Genomic DNA, 21,824 nt, shown 5'->3' with positions numbered 1-21,824 from the left:
TCCCGGAGGGTTTCCGGACGCCGGTGTCCGGAGCTGGTGGCAGGCGCCGGCGTCAGGAGCAGGCGCCTGGAGCCGGTGTCAGCCGGTCATGCGGTCGGCCGTGCTGCGCAGGGCCGCGCCGAGGGTGGTGAGGAACAGGTCGAGGGCGGCGTCCTCGACCACGGCCGGCGGGGTGAGCCGCAGCACCCGGGTGGAGTTGAGGGAGTTGTTGACGAGCACGCCGCGGGAGATCAGTTCCAGCAGGAGTTCGCCGACCGCCTGTTCTTCGGCGAACTCGATACCGATCAGCAGACCCCGGCCGCGCACTTCGCGGACCAGTCCGCCCTCGTACGGCGCGCACACGTCCCGTACGGCGGTGAGGATGCGCGGGCCGAGCGCGGCGGCCCGGGCCACGGTGTCCTCCTCCTCCATCGCCCGTACGGTGGCGAGGGCGGCGGCGCAGGCGATCGGCGAGGCGCCGAAGGTGGAGGTGTGCAGGTAGGGGTCGCGGCTGAAGGGGGCGTAGGCCTCCGCGGTGGCGACCATCGCGGCGACCGGTACGACACCGCCGCTGAGTCCCTTGCCGACGAGCAGCACGTCCGGACGCACGCCCTCGGCGTCGACGCCCCACCAGGTGCCCAGCCGTCCCATGCCGGTCTGGATCTCGTCGACGACCAGCAGGGCGCCGTACTCCCGGCACAGCGCCTGCGCCTGACTGAGGTAGCCGTGGCGGGGGATGCGTACGCCGCCCTCGCCCTGGACGGGTTCGACGATGACGCAGGCCCGGTCGCGGCGGGCGGCCAGCGCCTGTTCGAGGTCGGCCGGATCGTCGTAGGCCACCTGGGTGACGTCCGGGAGCAGGGGCTGGAAGGGCGTCTGGTACGTGGCGTTGGCGGTGACGCTCAGCGCGCCGAGGGTCTTGCCGTGGAAGCCGCTGCGGGTGGTGATCACCGAGGTGAGTCCGTGGGCGCGGGCCAGTTTCAGGGCCGCCTCGGTGGCCTCGGCGCCGGAGTTGACGAAGTGGACGTAGTCGAGGCCGGGCGGGGTGTGGGCGGCCAGGGCCTGGGCGGCCAGGGCGGCGACGGGTTCGAGGAAGACGCGGCTGGCCAGCGGGTGGGTGTCGATCTGGCGGTGCACCGCTTCGACGACGGCCGGGTGGCGGTGGCCCATGATGAAGACGCCGTAGCCGCCGAAGTCCAGGAAGCGGCGGCCGTCGTCGGCGTGGATCCAGACCCCCTCGGAGCGGACCTCGGCCATGCCGCCCATGACACGGCCCATCACGGCACGGCCGGAGCCGATGTGCTTCAGATAGAGGTCCACGATGTCGGGCCGGTCGGTCGGCACGGCGGTTCCGGCGCGCGGGGCGGAGGGCTCGGAGGACGGGGCGGAGGACGCCGTGGCGGTCCCGGAGCGCGGCCCGGCTGCCCCGGACGCGGACCCGGTAGCCCCGGAGCCGGAGGACGGGGCGGTGGTCCCGGGGAGCGCCGTGGCGGTCCCGGAGCGCAGCCCGGCAGCCCCGGACGCGGACCCGGTAGCCCCGGAGCCGGAGGACGGGGCGGTGGTCCCGGGGAGCGCCGTGGCGGTCCCGGAGCGCGGCCCGGCAGCCCCGGAGGACCCGGAGGTCGAGGCGGGGGACCCGGAGGACGGCCCGGTGGTACCGGCGGACGGGGGTGACACGGTCATGACGCCACCTCCGTGGGGGCGGTCGCGGCGGATCGGTTCCGGCTGAGCAGGCCGGCTCTGTCCCCGGCCCAGCTCTCCGCGTTGCGTACGAGCGCGGCCCGGATGTCGGTCCGGGTCAGACGGGTGCCGCAGTGGGGTTCGCCGAGGGAGGTGTCGAACGGCAACTCCCGCTGGAACACCAGCAGCAGTTCCGCGTAGTACTCCAGCCGCCGTCTCAGGGACGCGGGCAGCGAGGTGCCCTCCAGCATGGGCAGGAGCAGCCGGTGCACGGCATCGACGGGGATGAGCCGGGGCCGCTGGGGCCGGGGCAGGCCGTGGCGTACGGCGACACCCGCGCAGACGTCGGCGAACTCCCGCAGGTCGATGGCCTCCTTGCCGGCCGTCAGCCAGTACTCGCCGTCGGCCACACCGCCCCGGACCAGGTCGCCGATGGCCCGCGAGACGTAGTCCTGGGGCACCATGTCGATCCGGGCCTCGGGGGCTCCGGGCAGCACCGGGGCCTGCCCCAGGACCATCGAGCCGATCGTCTTGGTCAGCCCCTGCTGACCTGCGATCCGCCCGCTGACGGAGTCACCCATGACGACCGAGGGCCGGACGATGACGCCGGGCACGCCCGCCTCGCGTGTCATCTGTTCGGCCCTGGCCTTGGAGTCGAGGTAAGCGGCTGCACCGGGGAAGCGCCGGCGGTCCTCCTCGGTGAGGGTGTTGGCCACGAACGCGGTACTCACCAGGTACAGCGGGGCGTCGGCCCGGGCCGCCAGGTCGAGCATGCTGTCGGCACCGCGCAGGTTGGTGCGCGTGATGTCCTGTGGCGGGGTACGCCAGTTGGTCTCGGCGGCGCAGTGCAGCACCACGTCCACCTCGAGGGCCAGTTCGTGCCAGGCCAGTGGGCTCAGGCCGAGCCGGGGAGCGACCAGGTCGCCCCGGAGCTCGCGCACCCGCGGATCGCGCAACGGTGTGTTGCGGCGCAGGCACAGCAGGTCGAAGTCGGGTGACAGCTCATCGATCAGGGCACGTCCGAGCACTCCGGAACCGCCGGTGAGCAGCAGGGAGGGGCGGTCGCGCCGTCCCGTACGGCCGACGGGCAGCAGGGCGAGACGCTGGTTGTCTGACGGCATGGGGGGGTGTTCTCCCAACGGGTCTCGGCCCACCGATGGACGGTGGGGGGCGCGGTCAGGCGATGGCGAGTGGCCGGTCCGCCAGGTACGCGGAGAACGGGGCGGTCATCCGGGAGCGCGACGGCGGGTGCAGGGAGAGTCCGTTGGCGCAGGCGGCCAGGTGGCCCACCTCGTCGGACGTCATGAAGTTGAGGCCGCCGAGGAGTTCGACCGCGCGCGGGACGACTCGGGCGATGGCGTCCTGGACGCCGTAGCGCACGTACAGCGCCTGTGCGAGCGCCGACTCGTCGAGGTCACCGGCGTCGATGCGCCGGGCGACGCCCTCGGCGGTGGCCATGGCGGCCTCGGTCTCGACGAAGAGGCGTACGCGCTCGTGCTCGGGGATGCGGTCGTTCAGCAGCACCCGTTCCACCAGCGCGCTCGCGGCGCCGAGGTAGCTGCCCGTCATCAGCGTCTGGAACCAGATCAGACCGGCCGTCTGGAGTTCGTCGAGCTGTTCACCGGAGGTCGTCCCGGTGCGCAGCAGGAGTTCCGGCGGCACGAGGACGTCGGTGAGCGTGACCTGTTCGCTCTCGGCCCCGGCGAGGAAGGCGCTGGACCAGAAGCCGCTGACGCTCATACCCTCGCTCTCCGCGGGCACGACGGCTACGGCGAGTTCGTCGCCCTGCCCGTCCTCGCGCGGGATCATCACGCTGGCGGTGAGCACGTCCATGGAGTGGGCCAGGCTGCACGGCCGTTTGACGCCGTTGATCCGGACGCCGTCCGCGGTCACCGTGGCGGTCATCGACGGGTCGAGGATGCCCGCGCCGCTGCGGCCCTCGGCGAAGCCGGAGGCGATCACGCGGTTGGACGAGGCCACGCCCTCGATCAGCATCCACTCCAAGCCGTCGCCGAGGCCGCCGAGCCCGACAAGGGTGGCCATGGAGAAGTGGTGCATGGTGGTGGCCACGGCCAGGGACGGCGAGCGGCTGCCGATGGCCCGCTGCACGCGCAAAGCATCGAGCGCGGTGGCGCCCCGGCCCTGGTGGGACTCGGGGACGAGCAGTCCTGGACCGCCGCTGTCCCGGAAGTGCCGGATGCCCGGGCTGCCCGGCCGCTCCAGTTCCATCAGCGGGGCCTCGCGCAGGGCGCCGTCCAGTTCGGGCAGCAGCTTCGCGAGGGTGGTGCGTTCACGCTCTAGGAATCTCATGGGCGTGCGGTCCTCCAGGGTGGGATGAACACGGAATCGGCGCGGCACCCGCGCGGCCGTGGACGCGGTGGCTCAGAGGGCGTTGGTGGCGCGCAGCAACTGCCAGACCGCGCCGGGGCGGGGCCTGCCGCGGAAGGCGATGTACTCCGGCAGGACCACGTGCGGGGCCCACTTCTGCTTGTACTCGAGCTGGGAGGCCGCCGGGTAGATCACGTCGCCGCGCTCGGCCAGCAACCGGGCGAACCGGGTGAACACACGGCTGGCCCCGGGTAGTTCGTGCTCCGGGTCGAGCCCGGTGAACGGGGTGAACCCGAAGTGCAGCCAGCCCGCTCCGTCGGCGGTCAGCCGTTCCATGACGGTGGCGTTGAGCGCCTCCATCACTCCGGGCGGAGCGTCGGGGCGGCGCCGGCTGAGGTCGTGCAGCCAGCCGGAGCGGCTGCCGTAGACCGGCGAGTAGTTGATGTAGCCGGCCGTCTCGCCGTCGATCCGGCCGACGAACAGACGGCGGTGCCTCTGCAGGCTCCCGTTGCGCTGGCCGACGAGGAAGCGCAGCTCCTTGGCGTGCCGGCCCTTGTCCCGCAGCCAGCACTGGTCGATCCGGTCCAGTTCGGCGCAGTCGTCGCCGGCCATGACCTCGGCGACCTCCAGGCCCGCCCGCCGGGCGCGCGAGATCTTGTTCCGCAGCCGGACGAACCGTGAGCCGCGCAGCGTGAAACGGCTCAGGTCGACCGCGTACGACGCCCCGAGCTGGTTGACCGTGAAGCCGTGCGCCGCGTACAGCTCGGCGTCCGCCCGTTGCAGTTGCACGGCGACCAGACGGCGGCCGGCGTGGGCGGCGAACGTGTCCAGCAGGCGTGCACGGTGTTCCGGCGCGGTGAACGGGCCGCCGAATTGCAGTACGTAGCGGCCCGAGGTGCGATAGGCGCAGGCGCCGTCGAACCCGCCGTCGTGGAAGTACGCGTTCCCGCTGTTGAGGGCGAGAAAGGAACTGGGGTTGTCGCTGTGCGCGACGAGTGTGTCAAGCACGGACGGCATCGGCGTCCTCCACGGAAGTCCGCACGGCGGCGCTTTCACCGGAATCCGCCGCCGAGTGGTACCGCTGCTCGAACCTGCGGAACTCCGGGGTGGTTTCCGGCTCGAAGGCGACACCGAAGGGTTTGAGGGAGTTCCCGAAGAGGGCCCGGTCGCCCATGAGGTGGATCGGGAGGGCCAGCAGTGCCCATTCCGGCCGGACGAACAGTGCCCACGCCCCGGCCAGGACACCCGCTGTGACCAGGCTGTGCATCGTGTTGTAGGCCACGTAGCAGCCGCGCGGAACGTGTCCGTCCGGGCTGCGCCGGAATGCGATCGCGCCGGGCAGGTATCCGACGACGTCGATCACCGCGAACAGCAGCACGAAGACGGCCCAGCGGATTTCCGTGAGGTGCTGGAACGCGAGCACGAGCGATACGGTGAGAAAGCCCAGCCATTCGAGTCGGGAGAGAGCGAAGGTGGTCTTCGTCTCGAAACGGTTCTTGGCGTCCACGGGCGCTCCTGGATTGCGCGTACGATTCCGGGGCGCGACCTCTGCCTGCCCCCTCGCTGTGGTCTGTCACTCCGGTTTACGCACCAGCGGGCCCAACCCCTCGTAAAATGGGGGTGATTGAAAGACATGATGCTGGGGGGACTTCTTTCATGACGCCGTCGACCGGTCAGGGGGGCTCTCCGGGCTCCGCCGACCGAAACGCCCATCGCAGCGCCGACAGCAGCGTCGACAGCGGCGCCGCCTGGGAGTTGCTGCTGCCCGCCGCCTCGGCGCCGGCACGCGCGCGCGGGCGCGCGCTTCAGGCGGCGCTGCGCGACGCGGTCCGCTCGGGCCGGCTCACGCCGGGCACCCGCCTCCCGTCCAGCCGGGACCTGGCGGCCGACCTCAAGGTGTCGCGGGGGCTGGTGACGGAGGCGTACGAGCAACTGACGGCCGAGGGCTATCTGCGCAGCGGGCGGGGGGCGGGGACCTGGGTGGGGGACGCAGTGCGGACCGCCCGTCCGCGCGCGCGTGACCTCGCCCCGCGCTCCCCCGCCGACCGCGTCGACTTCGTGCCGGGGACACCGGATCTGTCGCTCTTCCCGCGCTCGGCGTGGGCCGCCGCGCAGCGGGGCGTGCTGACGGAGCTGCCGCACGAGAGCCTCGGCTACCCCGACCCGCGCGGGCTGCCCCGGCTGCGGACCGCGCTGGCCGAGCTGCTCGCGCGGCGCCGGGGGGTGGTGGCCGACCCGGAACGGATCACGGTGGTCTCCGGGGTGGCCCAGGCGACGGCGCTGCTCGCGAGCGTGCTCCACGCGCGCGGGGTGCGCGCCACCGGCGTCGAGGTCCCCGGCAGCCCCCAGCACGACGCCCTGTACGCGTCGGCGGGCGTGGACACCGTGCCGCTGCCGCTGGACGACGAGGGACTCGCCGTCGGCCCGCTGCACGCCTCGGGAGTACGGGCCGTCGTGACGACTCCGGCCCACCAGTTCCCCACCGGGATCGCCTACTCCGCGCGGCGGCGCGGCGAACTGCTGGAATGGGCACGGTCCGTGGACGGCCTCGTCCTGGAGGACGACTACGACGGCGACTTCCGGTACGACCGTGCCCCCGTGGGCGCACTCCAGGGGCTCGATCCGGAACGCGTCGCCTACACGGGTTCGGTCAGCAAGTCGCTCGCCCCGGGACTGCGGCTGGGCTGGCTGCTGGTTCCGGAGTGGCTGGCGGACGACGTCGTCGAGCGCAAGCGCACCACGGACCTCGGGCATCCGGCCCTCGACCAGGCACTCTTCGCACGCTTCGTGGAGCGCGGCGACTACGACCGCCAGCTGCGCGTCTGTCAGCGCGCCTACCGTGAGCGGCGCGACGCCCTGGTCGCCGCCCTGGAGGAGTACTTTCCCGGCTCCCGGGTGTCCGGCATCGCCGCCGGACTCCACGCCATCGCCACCCTCCCCGAGCGGTACGGACCCGAGGCGCGCTTCCTCGCGCGCGTGGCGGAGGCCGGGGTCGCCGTGCGTTCGCTGGCGGACTACGAGCACGGGGCGGGTGGCGACGACGCGGCGACGAAGGAGGTGCGGCTGGTGCTGGGGTACGCGCACCTGACACCGGGACGCGTTCGTGCGGGGGTGGAGATGATGGGCAGGGCCGTGTGACGCGGGGCGGGTGAGGTGCTTCCACGCGCGCGAGCGGCCGGTTGTTCACCCCGAATTTCCGTGGCCGCCGCGCCGCACCAGTAGGTCTGGCTCTGCACACTGGCCCGAACACTGGCCGGATCCCGTCCCTGGACGTCCCTGGAGGCGCATTCATGTCACACCGTCCGTTGCCCGGTCGCCGCAGCGTGCTGCGCGGCTCCCTCGCCGCGTCGGCGGCCCTGACCCTGCCCACCGCCCTCGGGGCGGCGCCGGCGTTCGCCCGTTCCGGGCGGCCCGGAGCGGGCTGGGGCGTGCAGACGGGAGACGTGACCTCCCACTCCGGTCTCGTGTGGGTACGGTCCGACCGGCCGGCCCGCATGATCGTCGAGACGTCGGCCACCGAGTCGTTCCGCAACGCGCGCAGATGGCACGGCCCGCTGCTCGGGGCGGACACGGACTTCACCGGCACGACCAGGCTGCGCGGGCTGCCGCCGGGCGAACAGATCCACTACCGCGTGCTCCTCGGCGACCCGGACGACCCGCGCCGCACCGGTGAGCCGGTCCCCGGCACGTTCCGCACGGTGCCGGTCCGCAGGCGCCACGGGACGCGCTTCGTGTGGTCCGGCGACCTCGCGGGCCAGGGCTGGGGCATCAACCCCGACCTGGGCGGCTACCGCATCTACGACGCCATGGGCGCCCTGGACCCGGACTTCTTCCTGTGCAGCGGCGACAACATCTACGCCGACGGCCCCATCGCGGAGACGGCCACCCTCCCCGACGGCGGCACCTGGCGGAACATCACCACCGAGGAGAAGTCCAAGGTCGCCGAGACCCTCGCCGAGTTCCGCGGCAACTTCCGCTACAACCTGCTCGACGAGAACCTGCGGCGCTTCAACGCCCAGGTCCCGTCGGTCATCCAGTGGGACGACCACGAGGTGCGCAACAACTGGTACCCGGGCCAGGTGATCGCGGACACGGACAGCCGCTACACCGAGAAGAGCGTGGACGTGCTGGCCGCCCGCGCCCGGCGCGCGTTCGGTGAGTACTTTCCGATCTCCACCCTGCGCCCCGGCGCGCGGGAGGGGCGCGTGCACCGGGTGCTGCGCCAGGGCCCGCTCCTCGACGTGTTCGTGCTGGACATGCGGACGTACCGCGACCCCAACTCCCCCGGCGACCAGACCGTGGACCCGCAGGGCATCCTGGGCCGCGAGCAGTTGGAGTGGCTCAAGCGGGAGCTGTCGCGGTCGCGTGCGGTGTGGAAGGTGATCGCCGCCGACATGCCGATCGGCCTGGTCGTGCCCGACGCCACCGAGGGCGAGGCGAACATCGAAGGAGTGGCGCAGGGCGACCCCGGCGCGCCTCTGGGGCGTGAACTGCAGATCGCCGAGCTGCTGCGCCACATCAAGCACCGGCGGATCACCGGCACGGTGTGGCTGACGGCCGACGTGCACCACACCTCGGCGCAGCACTACCAGCCCTCGCGGGCCGCGTTCACCGACTTCGAGCCGTTCTGGGAGTTCGTCTCCGGGCCGCTCAACTCGGGTGCGTTCCCGGCCGGCGCCCTCGACGGGACCTTCGGCCCGGAGAGGGTGTTCGTGAAGGCGCCGACCGCTTCGAACGTCTCGCCCGCGGACGGCTACCAGTTCTTCGGCGAGGTCGACATCGACGGCGACAGCGCCGAGATGACGGTGCGTCTGCGCGAGCAGGACGGCACGGTGCTGTACACGAAGGTGCTCCAGCCGGGCCGGGTCGGCCAGTAGTTCCCGTAGCCTGTCCGGTGTGCCGCGCGCCGGCGTCATCCCCCGGTGCGCGGCTCACGTCCCCGCCCGCCGCGCATTCGCCGACTCCGCGCTCTGCGAACCCTTTTGTCCAAGCCAGGCCGAGCGTCAGTGGTCGGCTCCACGGCTTTTCGCATGACGCGGTCTGTGCGGGCCGTGACCTGCCGCCGCCCCTCCGCGCCGGGATCATCGGCGGGCGGACTGCGCGTGGGGCTGGAGACCTCCGAGGGGTCGACGCCTTCCGGCGCCGTGGACCAACCGCGGTACCTCGCCGGCTTGCTGACGTTGCCCCAGCAGGCGTCCGCTGCACTGCTCGCGAGGGGGAAACGGCTCGCACGGTGACCGACCGCCGGGGGCACCGGTCCGCCCGCCTCCCTGCGGACGGCGGACGCCCGCGTCCTGGTGGAGTCCGGTGAGGTGCCGGAGCTGCGGGACGATCGCCCGGCCGGGTTCCGGCCGTGGGGGCGGCCGGTGGGTGTGACTCCGGAACACTGGTACTGCCATCACCGGAACGGCGAGATACGGCAGCACTGGCGCGCCCTGCCGCCCGAGCGACTGGAGCCGGTGGCCGCGCGCCTGCTGCGGGAGGTGTCCACGGTGGCCGTGGACGACGGCCGGGGCGTCACCGCGGCGCTGCCGCGCCTCACCGATGCGGTCGGCGAGGCGGGAGAGGCCGTGCACCCGTGGGTGGCGTACGGGACGCGGGGCCCGGCGCGGGGAGGGCCGGCCGTCGTCAACGCCCTGCGGGTGCCGGGGGCGCGCGACCGGCTCGACACCGACCGGCTGGGCGCGGACCTGGGCCGGTTGGTGCGGGCGGCGCGGTGAAACCGGTGCGGCTCGCCGACGCGGCGCGGACCGCGGCGGCCACGGGGGCGAACGCCGGCACTGGGGTGTCCTCCGCCAGGTGCTGCCCGTCCTGCTCGCCGGCCCCGCCACCGGCTCGATGGGCCCCTCGGCCCGCGGGCGCGGCGAACTCCTCGCCGTGGCCGCAGAGTGCGCCGAGCGGGTGGGGACCCGTGGCGACCCGCCGCAGCTGCCGGAGGCGGCGGACCGGCGCGGTTCGTCCCGGCTGGTGACGCAGGCCCGGCGACTGCGCGGCGCGCCGACGGAGGCGGCGGCGGTGACGGCCGCCGTCTGACACACGACTCCGGTAAAAAGGCCAGCAAACGTCCCAGAAGCCTTCTTTACCCATCGGTCACAGAGCGTTCGTGATCACGCAACACCGTCCCGTCACAGTGGGTGCATGAGTCGAGACATGTCTGATGTGACGGACGCCGTGGCGCGCCTCTTCGAGAACGGCCCCGTGGTCCCCGCCATGCTGCTGGCCTCGGTGGCCACCCTGATCGCCGCGACCGGCTTCCACACCTGGTGGACACGCCGCCACGGGCACGCCCCGCCGGCGGACGATACCGGCGCCCGGCCGCCGTCCGCAGGGCGGCAGGCCGGGCCTTCCCACCGGGACGACGGGACAGCGCCGGGGGCGGGAGCGAGGTCCGGGACCGGGCCGGCGGCCGGTTCCAAAGCCGACGCGGGCGACAGCGCGCTGTGGCGGATGCGGACGACCGTGCGGGACGCACCCGGGTCACTGGCCGTGCTGTGCTCGGCCCTCGCCGACCGGCGGGTCGACATCCTCAGCCTGCAGACGCACCCGCTGGCGGAGGGGACGGTGGACGAGTTCCTGCTCCGTGCCCCGGGTGAGTTGACGGGATCCCAGCTGGCCGACGTGGTGTCGGCGGCGGGCGGTGACCACACCTGGACCGAGCGGGCGGACGCCCACGATCTGGTGGACGCGCCGACGCGGGTGCTGGGGCTGGCCGCCCGTACGGCGCTGGACGCGGCGGAACTCCCGCTGGCACTGCGGCAGTTGCTGGGCCGGTGCACCATCCGGTCGTTGCCCGCGACTGTCGGTGGACGGGCGGCGGACGACGTACCGCCGGAAGGTGCGCTGGAGGACACCGTGCTGCGGCTGCGCGCGCCGGAGGGCGGGATGATCAGTGTGGAGCGGCCGTATCTGCCGTTCACCCCGGCCGAGTTCGCCCGCGCGCGGGCGCTGGTCGAGCTGGACGCCCGGCTCGGTCCGCGCCTCCCGCGCGGCCTGGACACGCTGACGCTGCCCGAGGGACGCGACATCACGGTCCGCCGGGCCGACCAGCGTGACGTCCCGGCGGCGAAGGCGATGCACGAGCGCTGCTCGACGCGCACGCTCGGGCTGCGATACCACGGCCCGGTCGGCGACGCCGACCGGTACCTCAACCACCTCCTCAGCCCGCGCCACGGCCGTACCCTCGCCGTGCAGACCGCCTCGGGGCGGATCGTCGGGCTGGGCCACCTGCTGTGGGACGGGGACGAGACGGAGATCGCGCTGCTGGTCGAGGACGGGTGGCAGCGCCGTGGCGTCGGCGGCGAACTCCTCGGCCGGCTCGTGGCGATGGCGGCGGAGACGAGGTGCGAGAGCGTGTACGCCGTGACGCAGGCGTCCAACACCGGCATGGTCGCCGCGATGCGCGGCCTGGGCCTCCCCCTCGACTACCAGATCGAGGAGGGGACCCTCGTCATCACGGCCCGTCTGGACCCGGCGGCCCGGGCGGCTGCGCGGCTGCCGCGGGGGGAACGGATCGGCAAGGAGTGAGCCGGCGGGCGGTGCCGCGCGGTCACTCGGCCCGCGACAGCGCCTCCCGCAATGGGATCGCCTCGGCCGCCCGCTCGCCCAGCGCCTGGTCCAGGTCGGCCCACAGGTCGTCGACGTCCTCCAGGCCGACGGACAGCCGCAGCAGCCGGTCGCCCACCCCGGCCTCCCGGCGGTCGTCGGCGTCGACGATGCGGTGGCTGATGGACGCCGGGTGCTGGATCAGCGTGTCGACACTGCCGAGGCTCACCGCGGGGGTGATCAGGCGGACGCGGCCGATGACCTCGTGCGGATCGCCGTGGACCTCGAAGGAGACCATCGCGCCGCCGATGCGCGGATAGTGGACGCGGGCCACGCGCGGATCGGCGGCGAGGCGCCGGACGAGCGCGGCGGCGTTCGCGGAGGCGGCCCGCACCCGTACGGGCAGGGTCGACAGACCGCGCAGCAGGAGATAGCCGGCCAGCGGGTGCAGTACGCCGCCGGTGGCGAAGCGGACCTGCCGCAGCCGTCCCGCGAACTCCTCGTCGCAGGCCACCACACCGGCCAGCACGTCCCCGTGCCCGCCGAGGTACTTGGTGGCGCTGTGCAGCACCAGGCGCGCGCCCTGTTCGGCGGGGCGCTGGAGCACGGGCGTGGCGAAGGTGTTGTCGACGAGCAACGGCACCGATCCGCAGGCGTGGGCGATGGCCCGCAGGTCCACCTCGGCCAGCGTGGGGTTGGCCGGTGACTCCACGAGCACCAGGCCGGTGTCCGGGCGCAGCGCGTCCGCGACGCCCGCCGGGTCCGTCCAGGTGACCTCGGATCCGAGCAGTCCGGCGGTGAGCAGGTGGTCGCTGCAGCCGTACAGGGGCCGTACGGCCACGACGTGCCGCAGGCCCGTCGACCCGCGGACCAGCAGGACGGCGCTCAGCGCGGCCATGCCGCTGGCGAAGGCGACCGCGGACTCGGTGCCCTCCAGCCGGGCCAGCGCCGTCTCGAAGCGGGCGACGGTGGGGTTGCCGAGGCGGCCGTAGACCGGCGGGCCCTCCGGGTCGGCGCCGGTGGTGGCGAACGCGTCGATACGGGCGGCCTCGCCGCGGCTGTCGTACGACGGGTAGGTCGTGGACAGGTCGATGGGCGGGGCGTGCAGTCCCTGGGCGGCGAGATCGTCGCGGCCGGCGTGCACGGCCTCGGTGGCCAGTGCCCTGCCCGTGGGAGCGGTGGTGCGTACGTCGTCGGGTGGTGACGTGTGCGTGCGCGCGAAGTCCATGACCCGAGAGTGAACACTGACCGGGCCACCACGATCAGAGGCCGTGCTACGTTCGACAGATGGCCGAATCTGTCGTACTGGATCCGGTGGATCTTCATCTGCTGCGACTGCTGCAGAACGACGCCCGGACCACCTACCGCGACCTCGCCGCCCAGGTCGGAGTCGCCCCGTCGACCTGCCTGGACCGGGTGACCCGGCTGCGGCGTGCCGGGGTGATCCTCGGCCATCGGCTGGAACTGGACCCGGCCAGGCTGGGCCGGGGGCTCCAGGCACTGCTGTCGGTGCAGGTGCGCCCGCACCGGCGGGAACTGGTCGGCCCGTTCGTGGAGCGGATCCGGGCGCTTCCGGAGTCGCGCACCGTCTTCCACCTCACCGGCCCGGACGACTACCTCGTCCATGTCGCGGTCGCGGACATGACGGATCTGCAGCGGCTGGTGCTGGACGGTTTCACCTCCCGGCCGGAGGTGGCCCGGGTCGAGACGCGGCTGATCTTCCAGCAGTGGGAGTGCGGCCCCCTGCTGCCGCCCGCCGCGCCCGCGGACACGCCCTGAGCGAAATCCGGCAGCCCGCGGTACCGGGCCGGGCAAAGCGGGCTGACGCGGCACCGGAATCCGTATGAGGATGTCCGCATGTCAGAGACCAAGAGCCCGCTGCCCCGCGAGGTCGCCGACGCCTACGTCGACGAGCTCATCGCCCTCGATCCGGTCACCGGTACGTTCCTCGGCGTGCGGGAGAGTTCCAGCCGCCTGCCCGACTTCTCGCCCGCGGGGCAGGCGGCCCTCGCGGAGCTGGCGCGGGCCACGCTCGCCCGGCTGGACGAGGCGGAGCGCCGGCCCGGCGGGGACAGTGACGTGGAACGGCGCTGCGCCCGGCTGCTACGCGAGCGCCTGACCGCCGAACTCGGCGTGCACGAGGCGGAGGAGGGCCTGCGCTCGGTCGGCAACATGGGCACCGCCGCGCATTCGGTGCGCGAGGTGTTCACGGTGACGCCGACGCAGACGGACGAGGACTGGGCGCGGATCGCCGAGCGGCTGCGCGCGGTGCCCGCGGCGCTCGCCGGTTACCGCGAGTCCCTGGCCCTCGGTCTGGAGCGCAAGCTGTACGCGTCTCCGCGCCCGACCGCCACCTTCGTCGAGCAGCTCGGCGAGTGGGCGGACACGGGTGAGGGCCGCGGCTGGTTCGAGGACTTCGCGTCCGCCGGCCCCGGCGCGCTGCGCGCCGAGCTGGACGAGGCGGCCCGGGCCGCGACCGCGGCCGTGGTGGAGCTGCGGGACTGGACGCGCGACGTGTACGCGCCGGCGATCGAGGGCTCCCCGGACACGGTGGGCCGCGAGCGCTATGCCCGCTGGTCGCGCTACTACAACGGCACCGACCTCGACCTGGACGAGGCGTACGCGTACGGCTGGGCCGAGTACCACCGGCTGCTCGCCGAGATGAAGCGGGAGGCGGAGAAGATCCTGCCGGGCGCCGCGACGCCGTGGGTGGCGCTGGCGCACCTGGACGAGCACGGCAGGCACATCGAAGGCGTCGACGAGGTCCGCGACTGGCTGCAGGGCCTGATGGACCAGGCGATCGAGGCGCTGGACGGCACCCACTTCGAACTCGCCGAGCGGGTGCGGAAGGTGGAGTCGCGGATCGCCCCGCCCGGCAGCGCGGCGGCCCCGTACTACACGCCGCCGTCGGAGGACTTCTCGCGCCCCGGCCGGACCTGGCTGCCGACGATGGGCCTGACCCGGTTCCCGGTCTACGACCTGGTCTCCACCTGGTACCACGAGGGCGTTCCCGGTCACCACCTCCAGCTCGCCCAGTGGGCGCACGTGGCCGAGGACCTCTCCCGCTACCAGGCCTCCGTCGGCATGGTCAGCGCCAACGCCGAGGGCTGGGCGCTGTACGCGGAGCGGCTGATGGACGAGCTGGGCTTCCTCACGGACGCGGAGCAGCGGCTCGGTTACCTGGACGCGCAGATGATGCGGGCCGCCCGGGTCATCGTGGACATCGGCATGCACCTGGAGCTGGAGATCCCGGCGGACTCCCCCTTCCACCCGGGCGAGCGCTGGACGCCGGAGCTGGCGCAGGAGTTCTTCGGCGCGCACAGCAGCCGTCCCGCGGACTTCGTGGAGAGCGAGCTGACCCGGTACCTGACGATCCCGGGCCAGGCGATCGGCTACAAGCTCGGTGAGCGGGCGTGGCTGCTGGGCCGGGAGAAGGCCCGCGAGCGGCACGGCGACGCCTTCGACGCCAAGGCCTGGCACATGGCGGCCCTCTCCCAGGGTTCGCTGGGCCTGGACGACCTTGTGGACGAGCTGTCGCGGCTGTGAGCCGGGCCGCTCACCGCCGGAAACCGCCCTCCGAGTCGACGACCTGACCGGTGACCCACTCGGCCTCGTCCGTGGCGAGCCACGCGACGAGGCGGGCCGGGTCGTCGGGCATGCCCCACCGCCCGGCGGGGAAGAGCGCGGCGATGGCGTCGTAGTCCTCGCCGGTCATGTAGTCGGTGTCCACGGGCCCGGGGTTGACCGCGTTGACGGTGACCGCGTGTTCGGCGAGGGCCGTCGACAGGGAGCGCGTGATGGAGGCGAGTGCGCCCTTCTGCAGGGCGTAGGCGATCTCGCCGGGCATGCCGCCGGCGATGTCCTGGCCGGAGGTCGTCATCACGACGCGCCCGCCGGGCCTGCGGGGCGGCAGGGCGGCGCGCAGCCGGGCGTAGGCCTGGACGAGCAGCAGTACCGAGCGGGTGTCGACCTGCCAGTGCGCGTCGAGCATGGCGGCGTCGATGGTGTCGAGGGTGCCGTCGCTGCCGCTGAGGGCGTGGTTGGCGACGAGGATGTCCAGCCGTCCGCCGAGCGCTTCGGCGGCGGTGGCGACCAGTTCGCCGGGTGCGGCGGGGTCGGTGAGGTCGCCGGGGCCGGCCGTCACGGTGGCGTCCGGGTCGCCGAGCGCCGCGCGCACGGAGGCGACCACGTCCTCGGGCCGGTCGGCGCCCCAGGGCATGGCGGCGTCGTGCGGGACGTGGTGGTGCAGGTGGACGCTCGCCCCGTACGCGGCGAGCCGCCGGGCCACCGCGTGGCCGATGCCGCCGCGCCGGCCGGCTCCGGTGACGAGCGCGGTCCGGCCGCGCAGGGCAGGGGGTCACGGCGGAGGTCTTCGGGGGGCGGGGTGCGGAAGTCGTGGCATGGGCACCCATCATGGCTGGGCCGTCGCGACGACGCAGCCCGGTATCCGCGGTGGCTAGCGGTCCGCGAGCCGCCGCAGTTGTACGACGTTCAGCCAGGTCTCCGGCCCGGGACGCACCTCGGCCGCGCGCACCGCGTACCGGCCGGGGGCCAGGGCGACCCGCACATGGCCGGCACGGTCGCAGGCGGTGCCGGGCCAGGCCGCGTCGAAGAGGAGCACGGGGCCGGGCACCTGCCAGGACACCTCGGGCTCCCATTCGGCCGCGTCGAGGGCGGCGGGGACGCCGGCCAGCACCTCGTCCTCGGAGTCCGCGGCGCACCAGCGGACGAAGGCGCCGTGGTCGGGCAGATAGGCGGTGGAGGCGGGTTCGTCGCCGAGCACCAGGGCCGCGCAGTCGCCGACCGGCAGGAGTCCGACATAGCCGTCGATCTCGCAGGCCCGGTCGTAGTCGGAGTCCGTCTCCTCGCCGTCGGCGCCGGTCCAGAAGGGCAGGACCGTCTCCGGGACCGCGACCAGCGGTCCGCCGCCCGACTCCACCCACTCCACCGCGCCCGGCTCCGCGTATCGCACCATGCCGCAGAACTTACACGCCGCTCAGCAGCCGCAGTCGCCCGCGTCCACCGGGGCGGTCAGGGGGTCGGCGGCGCGGCGCCCGGGGCCCTGCCAGGTCTCGTGCGCGAAGCCCTCGCGCACCCAGTACTCGAAGCCGCCGAGCATCTCCTTGACCCGGTAGCCGAGTTCGGCGAGGGCGAGGGCGGCGCGGGTCGCACCGTTGCAGCCGGGACCCCAGCAGTACGTCACCACCGGCACCGCAGGGTCGAGGAGCCGGCCTGCCTGCTCGGCCATGAGAGCGGTGGGCAGGTGGACGGCGCCGGGGATGTGGCCCTGGTCCCAGGACTCGGTGGAACGGCAGTCCACGAGGACGAACCCCGGGCCGCCGTCGGCCGCGAGCGCGGCGGCGACGTCGGAGACGTCGGCGTGGAAGGCGAGGCTCGCCCGGAAGTACGCGGCGGCCTCGGCGGGCGGCGCGGGGGCGGTGCGCAGGACGGGGTTGCCGGTGGTGGTGTTCATGGGCGCGGCCTCTCCTCGCTCGGATCTCCTGGCCAGGAATCTAAGGTCCGCGGGCACCTCCCCAGAAGGCAGATCTCCTGGTCTGTCCCTTGCCGGGCCGGGGATTGCCTGCTATCCATGCCGGATGACCGAGCATTCCCCGGACGCCACCGACTGGCTCATCCTCGGCGCCCTCCAGCGCAACGGGCGGGCCAGTTTCGCCGAGTTGGCCCGTGCGGTCTCGATGTCCGCGAGCGCGGTGACCGAGCGGGTGCGCCGGCTGGAGGAGGCGGGGGTCATCCGGGGATACGCGGCGGTCGTCGACCCCGAACGGCTGGGGCTGCCGATCCTGGCCTTCGTGCGGTTGCGCTATCCGGTCGCCAACTACAAGCCGTTCCACGATCTGGTCGCGGTCACTCCCGAGATCCTGGAGGCGCACCACGTCACGGGGGACGACTGCTTCGTCATCAAGGTCGCTGCCCGGTCGATGCGGCACCTGGAGGAGGTGTCGGGCCGGATCAGCGCGCTGGGCTCGGTCACCACGAGCGTCGTCTACTCCTCACCGCTCCCCCGCCGGCCGCTGGGCCGCTGAGGCCCCCGGGACCGCTCAGCCGGTACCGCGCTGCCGCAGCACCGACCCCGACCGCCCCTTCACGACCTCCAGTTGGGCGTGTATCCGCCGCCGCAGATCGGCGACATGGCTGACGATGCCGACGCTGCGGTCCCGCTCGCGCAGCGAGTCGAGGACGTCCAGGACCTCGTCGAGGGTCTGGTCGTCCAGGCTGCCGAAGCCCTCGTCGATGAAGAGGGTGTCCAGGCGTACGCCGCCCGCCTCGTCGGTGACGACGTCGGCGAGGCCGAGCGCGAGGGCGAGCGAGGCGAAGAACGTCTCACCGCCGGACAGCGTGGCCGTGTCCCGCTCGCGGCCGGTCCAGGCGTCGACGACGTGCAGGCCGAGACCGCTGCGGCCGCGCCCGGTGCGGTCGTCGGAGTGGACGAGGGTGTAGCGGCCGGAGGACATGCGCTGGAGCCGCGCGGTCGCCGCGGCGGCGACCTGTTCGAGGCGGGCCGCCAGCACGTAGGACTCCAGGCGCATCCGGCGTTCGTTGTCCGCGGAGGTCCCCGCCGCGAGGGTGGCCAGGCGGGCGACTCGGCCGTGTTCCTCACGCAGCGGGGCGAGCCGGCGCACGGAGGTGGCGGCGTGGCCGGACAGCCGGTCCAGTTCGGCGCAGCGGCGGGCGGCGGCGTCGCGGGCCGAGGAGGCGTCGCGCAGGCGCCGGCCCGCGTCGGCGGCGGTGTGTTCCGCCGCGGCGAGGTCGGCGGGCGGCTGCTGGGCCGCGGCGGCGGTGTCGGCCTCGGTGAGGACCGCGCGGACGGCTGCCTCCTCCAAGTCCCATGCGTCGAGTTGGCGTTGCAACTCCCGGTGGGCGGCGGCGTCGAGCAGCGCGGCGGCCGCGTCTTGGGGGGTGTGGAAGCCGGCCCGGAAGGCGGCGTCGGCGAGGCGGGCGTCGGCGTCCTTGAGCCGCTGGGCCGTGTCCTCGGCGACGCGGGCGGTGTCGGCGGCCTCCGTCAGCCGCGTGGCCCGGCGCTCGAGCTGCGCGGCCCGCGCGGCGACGCTGTCGGCGTTGCCGCGGGCCCGCGTCAGCTCCTCCTCCAGCGCGGTCCGTTCGCTCTCCATCCGCTCCCGGTTGCCGACCCGGGAGGCGGCCCGGACGGCGGCCTGCTGCTGGGCGGCGATCCGCTGCTCGCGCTCGTGCTCCGCCCGGCGCAGCTCCTCCTGCGCGGTGTGCAGCCCGGAGGCGCTCGCCCGCGCCCGCGCGTACCGCCGCTCCAGATCCTCGGCCTCTTCGGCCAGGCGGGCGGTGGGCGCGTCCCCGGCCTCCGCGGTGGCGGCGAGGGCCTCCCGTACGGTGCCCAGGCGCCGTTCGGCGTCCGCGCGACGCTCGTCGGCGTCCTGGTAGGCGGCGAGGGCGCGCTCCTCCGCCTCGCGGTCGACGTGCCCCGCGACCTTGCGTGCCGGGGCGGGGTGTTCGGTGGCGCCGCACACGGCGCACGGCGCGCCTTCGGTGAGGCTGTCGGCGAGTTCGGCGGCGATGCCGTTCAGCCGCTGCTCCTTGAGGTCGAGCCAGCGGGCGCGGGCCTCGACGGCGTGTTCGGCCGAGGCGAGGGCGTGCCGCTGGGCCTCCTCCGTGTCGGCGGCGTACTGGTCCCGTTGCCGGGCCGCGTTCAGCCGCCGCTGTGCCGGGTCGCGCTGTACGGCGAGCTGTTCGGCGCGGGTCGCCGCTTCCTGCGCGGAGTCGACGTCGGCCCGCAGTCCGGTGCGCGTGGTCTCCCAGTCGGCGAGCCAGGCCTCGGCCTCGTGCAGGACGTCCTCGTCGGCGCGCTCCTGCCGGTCGAGCCGGGTCCGCTCCTCGACCAGCTCGCCGAGGCGCTGTTCGGCCCGGCGGGCTGAGTCCAGCCCGCCCAGTTCCTCGGCGGCCCGGCGGGCGGCGGCGGCGAGTCCCGCGGCACCGGCGTCCGCGAGGTCCTGGGGCAGCAGGGCACGCGCGCGCTCCTCCGCGGCCGCGGCCCGCCGGTGTTCGGCGTCGGCGGCGTCCCGCAGCTCCAGTGCGGGGGCGACCGCTTCGGCCTTACGGGCGCGCTCCATGCGTTTCTGTGCGGCGTGGTGGGCGGCGGCCCGCTCGGCCAGCCGTGCGGCCCGCTCCCGTGCCTGCGCGAACCGGCGTTGCAGCCGGTCCAGTTCCCGTGCGCCCGCGAGGTCGCGTTCGGCGGCGGCCTGGGCGGACTCGGCGGTCAGGAGCCGGCAGTCGGCGACGGCCAGCAGCTCGCGGGCGGTGCTGCGGGCGACGGCGGCGGCGGTGAGGACGGCCTCGGCCAGTCCCGGCTCGCCCGGCGCCAGCTCCGGCAGTGCCATCGCGTCGCCGGCGGCCTGCTGCATCCGGTGGGCGTCGGCCAGCAGTGCGGCGTCCCCCTCGCGCACCAGGGCCTCGGTGGCGCGGCGCCGCTCGGCGAGGCGTTTCTCGACGTCGGCGAAGCGCCGGGTGTCGAAGAGCCGGCCGAGGAGCTTGCCGCGGGCCTCCGCGTCGGCGCGCAGGAAGCGCGCGAAGTCGCCCTGGGGCAACAGCACGACCTGGCAGAACTGCTCGCGGCTCATGCCGAGCAGCTGGGTGATCTCCTCGCCGATCTCCTGGTGGGAGCGGCTCAGGTCCTTCCAGGCCCCGGCGCCCGCGTCGTACTCGCGCAGCCAGGTCTGGGCCTTGTCGACGGTCGTGCCGACGCCCTTCTTCTTGGGGCGCTCCCAAGGTGGCTGCCGGGTGACCTCCAGCCGCCGTCCGGCGACGGTGAGTTCGAGGCGCACCTCGGTGCGCGTGCCGACGGCGGCGTGGTCGCTGCGCAGGCTCATGCCCTGGCCGCTCTGGCGGGCGCCGGGCACCGAGCCGTACAGCGCGTAGCAGACGGCGTCGAGGACGGAGGTCTTGCCGGCGCCGGTGGGTCCGTGCAGCAGGAAGAGTCCGGCCGCCGACAGGTCGTCGAAGTCGACGCCCTGCGATGCGCCGAAGGGCCCGAAGGCGGTGACGTCCAGCCGGTGCAGCCTCACCGGGCCACCTCCCGCAGAGGCTCGTCCGCGCGCACCGCGTCGAAGGCGTCCCGCAGCACGGCCTGTTCGTGGTCGTCGGGTCCGGCGCCGCGCACGTGCGTCACGAAGTCCTCCGCGATCTGCTGGTCGCTGCGTCCGGCGAGGCGCCGGGCATAGGACACGGCCGGGTCGTCCGGGGCCCGCTCGGGGTCGAAGAGGAGGCTCAGCGTGTGCGGGAAGCGGGCGGTGAGCCGGGCCATGGGGTCGGCCGGACGGACCGGGTCGGTGAGGGTCGCCTCGACCCACGCCTCCTCGTGCGGGGTCAGCCCGGGGTCGGCGAGCAGCTCCTCCAGGGTGCCGCGCAGCCGGGCCAGGTCGCGGGGCACCGGGCAGTCGACCCGCTCGGCGGTGACCGAGCCGTCGGCGTCCAGGTCGACGAGCCACATGCTTTTGCGGTGCCGGTGCTCGGAGAAGGAGTACGGCAGCGGGGAGCCGGAGTAGCGGACGCGCTCGGTGAGGGTCTGGCAGCCGTGCAGGTGCCCGAGCGCCACGTAGTCGACGCCGTCGAAGACACCGGAGGGCACGGCGGCCACCCCTCCGACGGTGATGTCCCGTTCGCTGTCGCTCTGCTCGCCGCCGGTGACGAAGGCGTGCGCGAGGACGACGGAACGCGTTCCCCGCGCGCGCGTGGCGAGGTCGGCGCGGACCCGGTCCATGGCGGCGGCGAGCACGGCCTCGTGGCCCGCCTTCTCGACCCGGAACTCGGCTTTCACCAGCGCCGGTTCGAGATACGGCAGCCCGTAGAAGGCCACTTCACCGTGCGCGTCCTCCAGCACGACCGGGGTCCCGCAGCCCGCCGGGTCGGTGCGCAGGTGGATGCCGGCGCGGTCGATGAGTCCGGCGCCCACACCCAGGCGGCGGGCCGAGTCGTGGTTCCCGGAGATCATCACCGTCGGCACGCCGAGGCCGGCGAGGCGGTGCAGCGCGTCGTCGAACAGCTCGACGGCGGCGAGCGGCGGCACCGCCCGGTCGTACACGTCTCCCGACACGACCACGGCGTCGACGCCGTGCGCGCGCACGGTCTCGACGAGGTGGCCGATGAACCCGGCCTGGGCGCCCAGCATGTTCACCCGGTGGAACGCCCGGCCGAGATGCCAGTCGGAAGTGTGCAGCAGTCGCATGATCCCCGAGACTAACGGCAGGGTCCGACAGCCCGGGTGGTTACTCCCGTTTCGCCCCTCGACTCCGCCCCCTAAAGGCCGTTAC

Annotated in this window: 19 protein-coding genes and 1 pseudogene; 9 read left to right on the top strand and 11 right to left on the bottom strand. The window is 74.0% G+C overall.

Annotated features, from left to right (window positions below; translation table 11 throughout):
- Positions 1 to 78 precede the first annotated feature (78 nt).
- On the bottom strand, positions 79 to 1,323 hold the full coding sequence (locus tag ACIQ1J_RS15880) for an aspartate aminotransferase family protein (RefSeq protein WP_403557285.1): 1,245 nt from the start codon (positions 1,321 to 1,323) through the stop codon (positions 79 to 81).
- Between ACIQ1J_RS15880 and ACIQ1J_RS15875 the strand changes: the two genes are divergently transcribed.
- The gene (locus tag ACIQ1J_RS15875) at positions 1,301 to 1,708 is read left to right on the top strand and encodes a hypothetical protein (RefSeq protein WP_403557284.1); all 408 of its coding nucleotides are present in this window, start codon (positions 1,301 to 1,303) and stop codon (positions 1,706 to 1,708) included. The two genes, ACIQ1J_RS15880 and ACIQ1J_RS15875, sit on opposite strands and share 23 nt — an antisense overlap.
- On the opposite strand, the gene ACIQ1J_RS15870 is transcribed toward ACIQ1J_RS15875, so the two are convergent.
- The 4 genes from ACIQ1J_RS15870 to ACIQ1J_RS15855 all read right to left on the bottom strand — a co-directional run bounded on the left by ACIQ1J_RS15870 (position 1,659) and on the right by ACIQ1J_RS15855 (position 5,494).
- Positions 1,659 to 2,780, bottom strand: a complete 1,122-nt coding sequence (locus tag ACIQ1J_RS15870; RefSeq protein WP_403557283.1) for an SDR family oxidoreductase — start codon at positions 2,778 to 2,780, stop codon at positions 1,659 to 1,661. The two genes, ACIQ1J_RS15875 and ACIQ1J_RS15870, sit on opposite strands and share 50 nt — an antisense overlap.
- A 55-nt stretch (positions 2,781 to 2,835) precedes the next feature.
- Positions 2,836 to 3,969: an acyl-CoA dehydrogenase gene (locus ACIQ1J_RS15865; RefSeq protein ID WP_403557282.1), complete on the bottom strand. Its 1,134-nt coding sequence runs from the start codon at positions 3,967 to 3,969 to the stop codon at positions 2,836 to 2,838.
- Between the two features lie 72 nt (positions 3,970 to 4,041).
- On the bottom strand, positions 4,042 to 5,004 hold the full coding sequence (locus ACIQ1J_RS15860) for a bifunctional lysylphosphatidylglycerol flippase/synthetase MprF (protein ID WP_403557281.1): 963 nt from the start codon (positions 5,002 to 5,004) through the stop codon (positions 4,042 to 4,044).
- Positions 4,988 to 5,494, bottom strand: coding sequence for a hypothetical protein (locus tag ACIQ1J_RS15855; protein WP_403557280.1), 507 nt, complete (start codon positions 5,492 to 5,494; stop codon positions 4,988 to 4,990). Before ACIQ1J_RS15855 ends, ACIQ1J_RS15860 begins: the two co-directional genes overlap by 17 nt.
- A 149-nt stretch (positions 5,495 to 5,643) precedes the next feature.
- On the opposite strand from ACIQ1J_RS15855, the gene ACIQ1J_RS15850 reads away from it, so the two are divergent.
- From ACIQ1J_RS15850 to ACIQ1J_RS15830, 5 genes are all read left to right on the top strand, one after another.
- On the top strand, positions 5,644 to 7,125 hold the full coding sequence (locus ACIQ1J_RS15850) for a PLP-dependent aminotransferase family protein (protein WP_403557279.1): 1,482 nt from the start codon (positions 5,644 to 5,646) through the stop codon (positions 7,123 to 7,125).
- Between the two features lie 152 nt (positions 7,126 to 7,277).
- Positions 7,278 to 8,864, top strand: a complete 1,587-nt coding sequence (locus ACIQ1J_RS15845) for an alkaline phosphatase D family protein (RefSeq protein WP_403557278.1) — start codon at positions 7,278 to 7,280, stop codon at positions 8,862 to 8,864.
- A 489-nt stretch (positions 8,865 to 9,353) separates the two neighbouring features.
- Positions 9,354 to 9,707: a hypothetical protein gene (locus ACIQ1J_RS15840; RefSeq protein WP_403557277.1), complete on the top strand. Its 354-nt coding sequence runs from the start codon at positions 9,354 to 9,356 to the stop codon at positions 9,705 to 9,707.
- Between the two features lie 79 nt (positions 9,708 to 9,786).
- Complete coding sequence (locus tag ACIQ1J_RS15835; RefSeq protein ID WP_403557276.1) at positions 9,787 to 10,020, top strand: hypothetical protein; 234 nt, start codon at positions 9,787 to 9,789, stop codon at positions 10,018 to 10,020.
- A 117-nt stretch (positions 10,021 to 10,137) separates the two neighbouring features.
- The gene (locus ACIQ1J_RS15830; RefSeq protein WP_403557275.1) at positions 10,138 to 11,511 is read left to right on the top strand and encodes a GNAT family N-acetyltransferase; all 1,374 of its coding nucleotides are present in this window, start codon (positions 10,138 to 10,140) and stop codon (positions 11,509 to 11,511) included.
- A 22-nt stretch (positions 11,512 to 11,533) separates the two neighbouring features.
- Here ACIQ1J_RS15830 and ACIQ1J_RS15825 read toward each other — a convergent pair whose 3' ends face one another.
- Complete coding sequence (locus ACIQ1J_RS15825; protein ID WP_403557274.1) at positions 11,534 to 12,757, bottom strand: trans-sulfuration enzyme family protein; 1,224 nt, start codon at positions 12,755 to 12,757, stop codon at positions 11,534 to 11,536.
- Positions 12,758 to 12,816: 59 nt separating this feature from the next.
- Between ACIQ1J_RS15825 and ACIQ1J_RS15820 the strand changes: the two genes are divergently transcribed.
- Together ACIQ1J_RS15820 and ACIQ1J_RS15815 are read left to right on the top strand one after the other, a co-directional pair.
- Positions 12,817 to 13,308 (top strand): Lrp/AsnC family transcriptional regulator, encoded by a 492-nt coding sequence (locus tag ACIQ1J_RS15820; RefSeq protein ID WP_210959747.1) that lies wholly within the window; start codon positions 12,817 to 12,819, stop codon positions 13,306 to 13,308.
- 78 nt (positions 13,309 to 13,386) lie between these two features.
- Positions 13,387 to 15,075: a DUF885 domain-containing protein gene (locus ACIQ1J_RS15815; protein ID WP_403557273.1), complete on the top strand. Its 1,689-nt coding sequence runs from the start codon at positions 13,387 to 13,389 to the stop codon at positions 15,073 to 15,075.
- A gap of 10 nt (positions 15,076 to 15,085) precedes the next feature.
- On the opposite strand, the pseudogene ACIQ1J_RS15810 reads toward ACIQ1J_RS15815, so the two are convergent.
- The 3 genes and pseudogenes from ACIQ1J_RS15810 to ACIQ1J_RS15800 all read right to left on the bottom strand — a co-directional run bounded on the left by ACIQ1J_RS15810 (position 15,086) and on the right by ACIQ1J_RS15800 (position 17,002).
- Positions 15,086 to 15,931 (bottom strand): annotated as a pseudogene (locus ACIQ1J_RS15810) (SDR family oxidoreductase).
- Between the two features lie 54 nt (positions 15,932 to 15,985).
- A complete protein-coding gene (locus ACIQ1J_RS15805) occupies positions 15,986 to 16,504 on the bottom strand; it encodes an immunity 21 family protein (RefSeq protein ID WP_403557272.1) in 519 nt (172 codons plus the stop codon).
- Positions 16,505 to 16,525: 21 nt separating this feature from the next.
- Positions 16,526 to 17,002: a rhodanese-like domain-containing protein gene (locus tag ACIQ1J_RS15800; RefSeq protein WP_403557271.1), complete on the bottom strand. Its 477-nt coding sequence runs from the start codon at positions 17,000 to 17,002 to the stop codon at positions 16,526 to 16,528.
- A 124-nt stretch (positions 17,003 to 17,126) separates the two neighbouring features.
- Between ACIQ1J_RS15800 and ACIQ1J_RS15795 the strand changes: the two genes are divergently transcribed.
- Positions 17,127 to 17,573, top strand: a complete 447-nt coding sequence (locus ACIQ1J_RS15795; RefSeq protein WP_210959755.1) for an Lrp/AsnC family transcriptional regulator — start codon at positions 17,127 to 17,129, stop codon at positions 17,571 to 17,573.
- A 15-nt stretch (positions 17,574 to 17,588) separates the two neighbouring features.
- On the opposite strand, the gene ACIQ1J_RS15790 is transcribed toward ACIQ1J_RS15795, so the two are convergent.
- Both ACIQ1J_RS15790 and ACIQ1J_RS15785 read right to left on the bottom strand, forming a co-directional pair.
- Complete coding sequence (locus ACIQ1J_RS15790; RefSeq protein ID WP_403557270.1) at positions 17,589 to 20,579, bottom strand: AAA family ATPase; 2,991 nt, start codon at positions 20,577 to 20,579, stop codon at positions 17,589 to 17,591.
- A complete protein-coding gene (locus ACIQ1J_RS15785; protein ID WP_403557269.1) occupies positions 20,576 to 21,739 on the bottom strand; it encodes an exonuclease SbcCD subunit D in 1,164 nt (387 codons plus the stop codon). The genes ACIQ1J_RS15790 and ACIQ1J_RS15785 overlap by 4 nt, the downstream gene beginning before the upstream one ends.
- Positions 21,740 to 21,824: the final 85 nt, after the last annotated feature.

It is taken from the genome of Streptomyces sp. NPDC097107, from assembly GCF_044762405.1.
In the GTDB taxonomy this organism is placed as follows: domain Bacteria; phylum Actinomycetota; class Actinomycetes; order Streptomycetales; family Streptomycetaceae; genus Streptomyces; species Streptomyces thinghirensis.
This window is presented reverse-complemented; position numbering and strand designations above follow the sequence as displayed.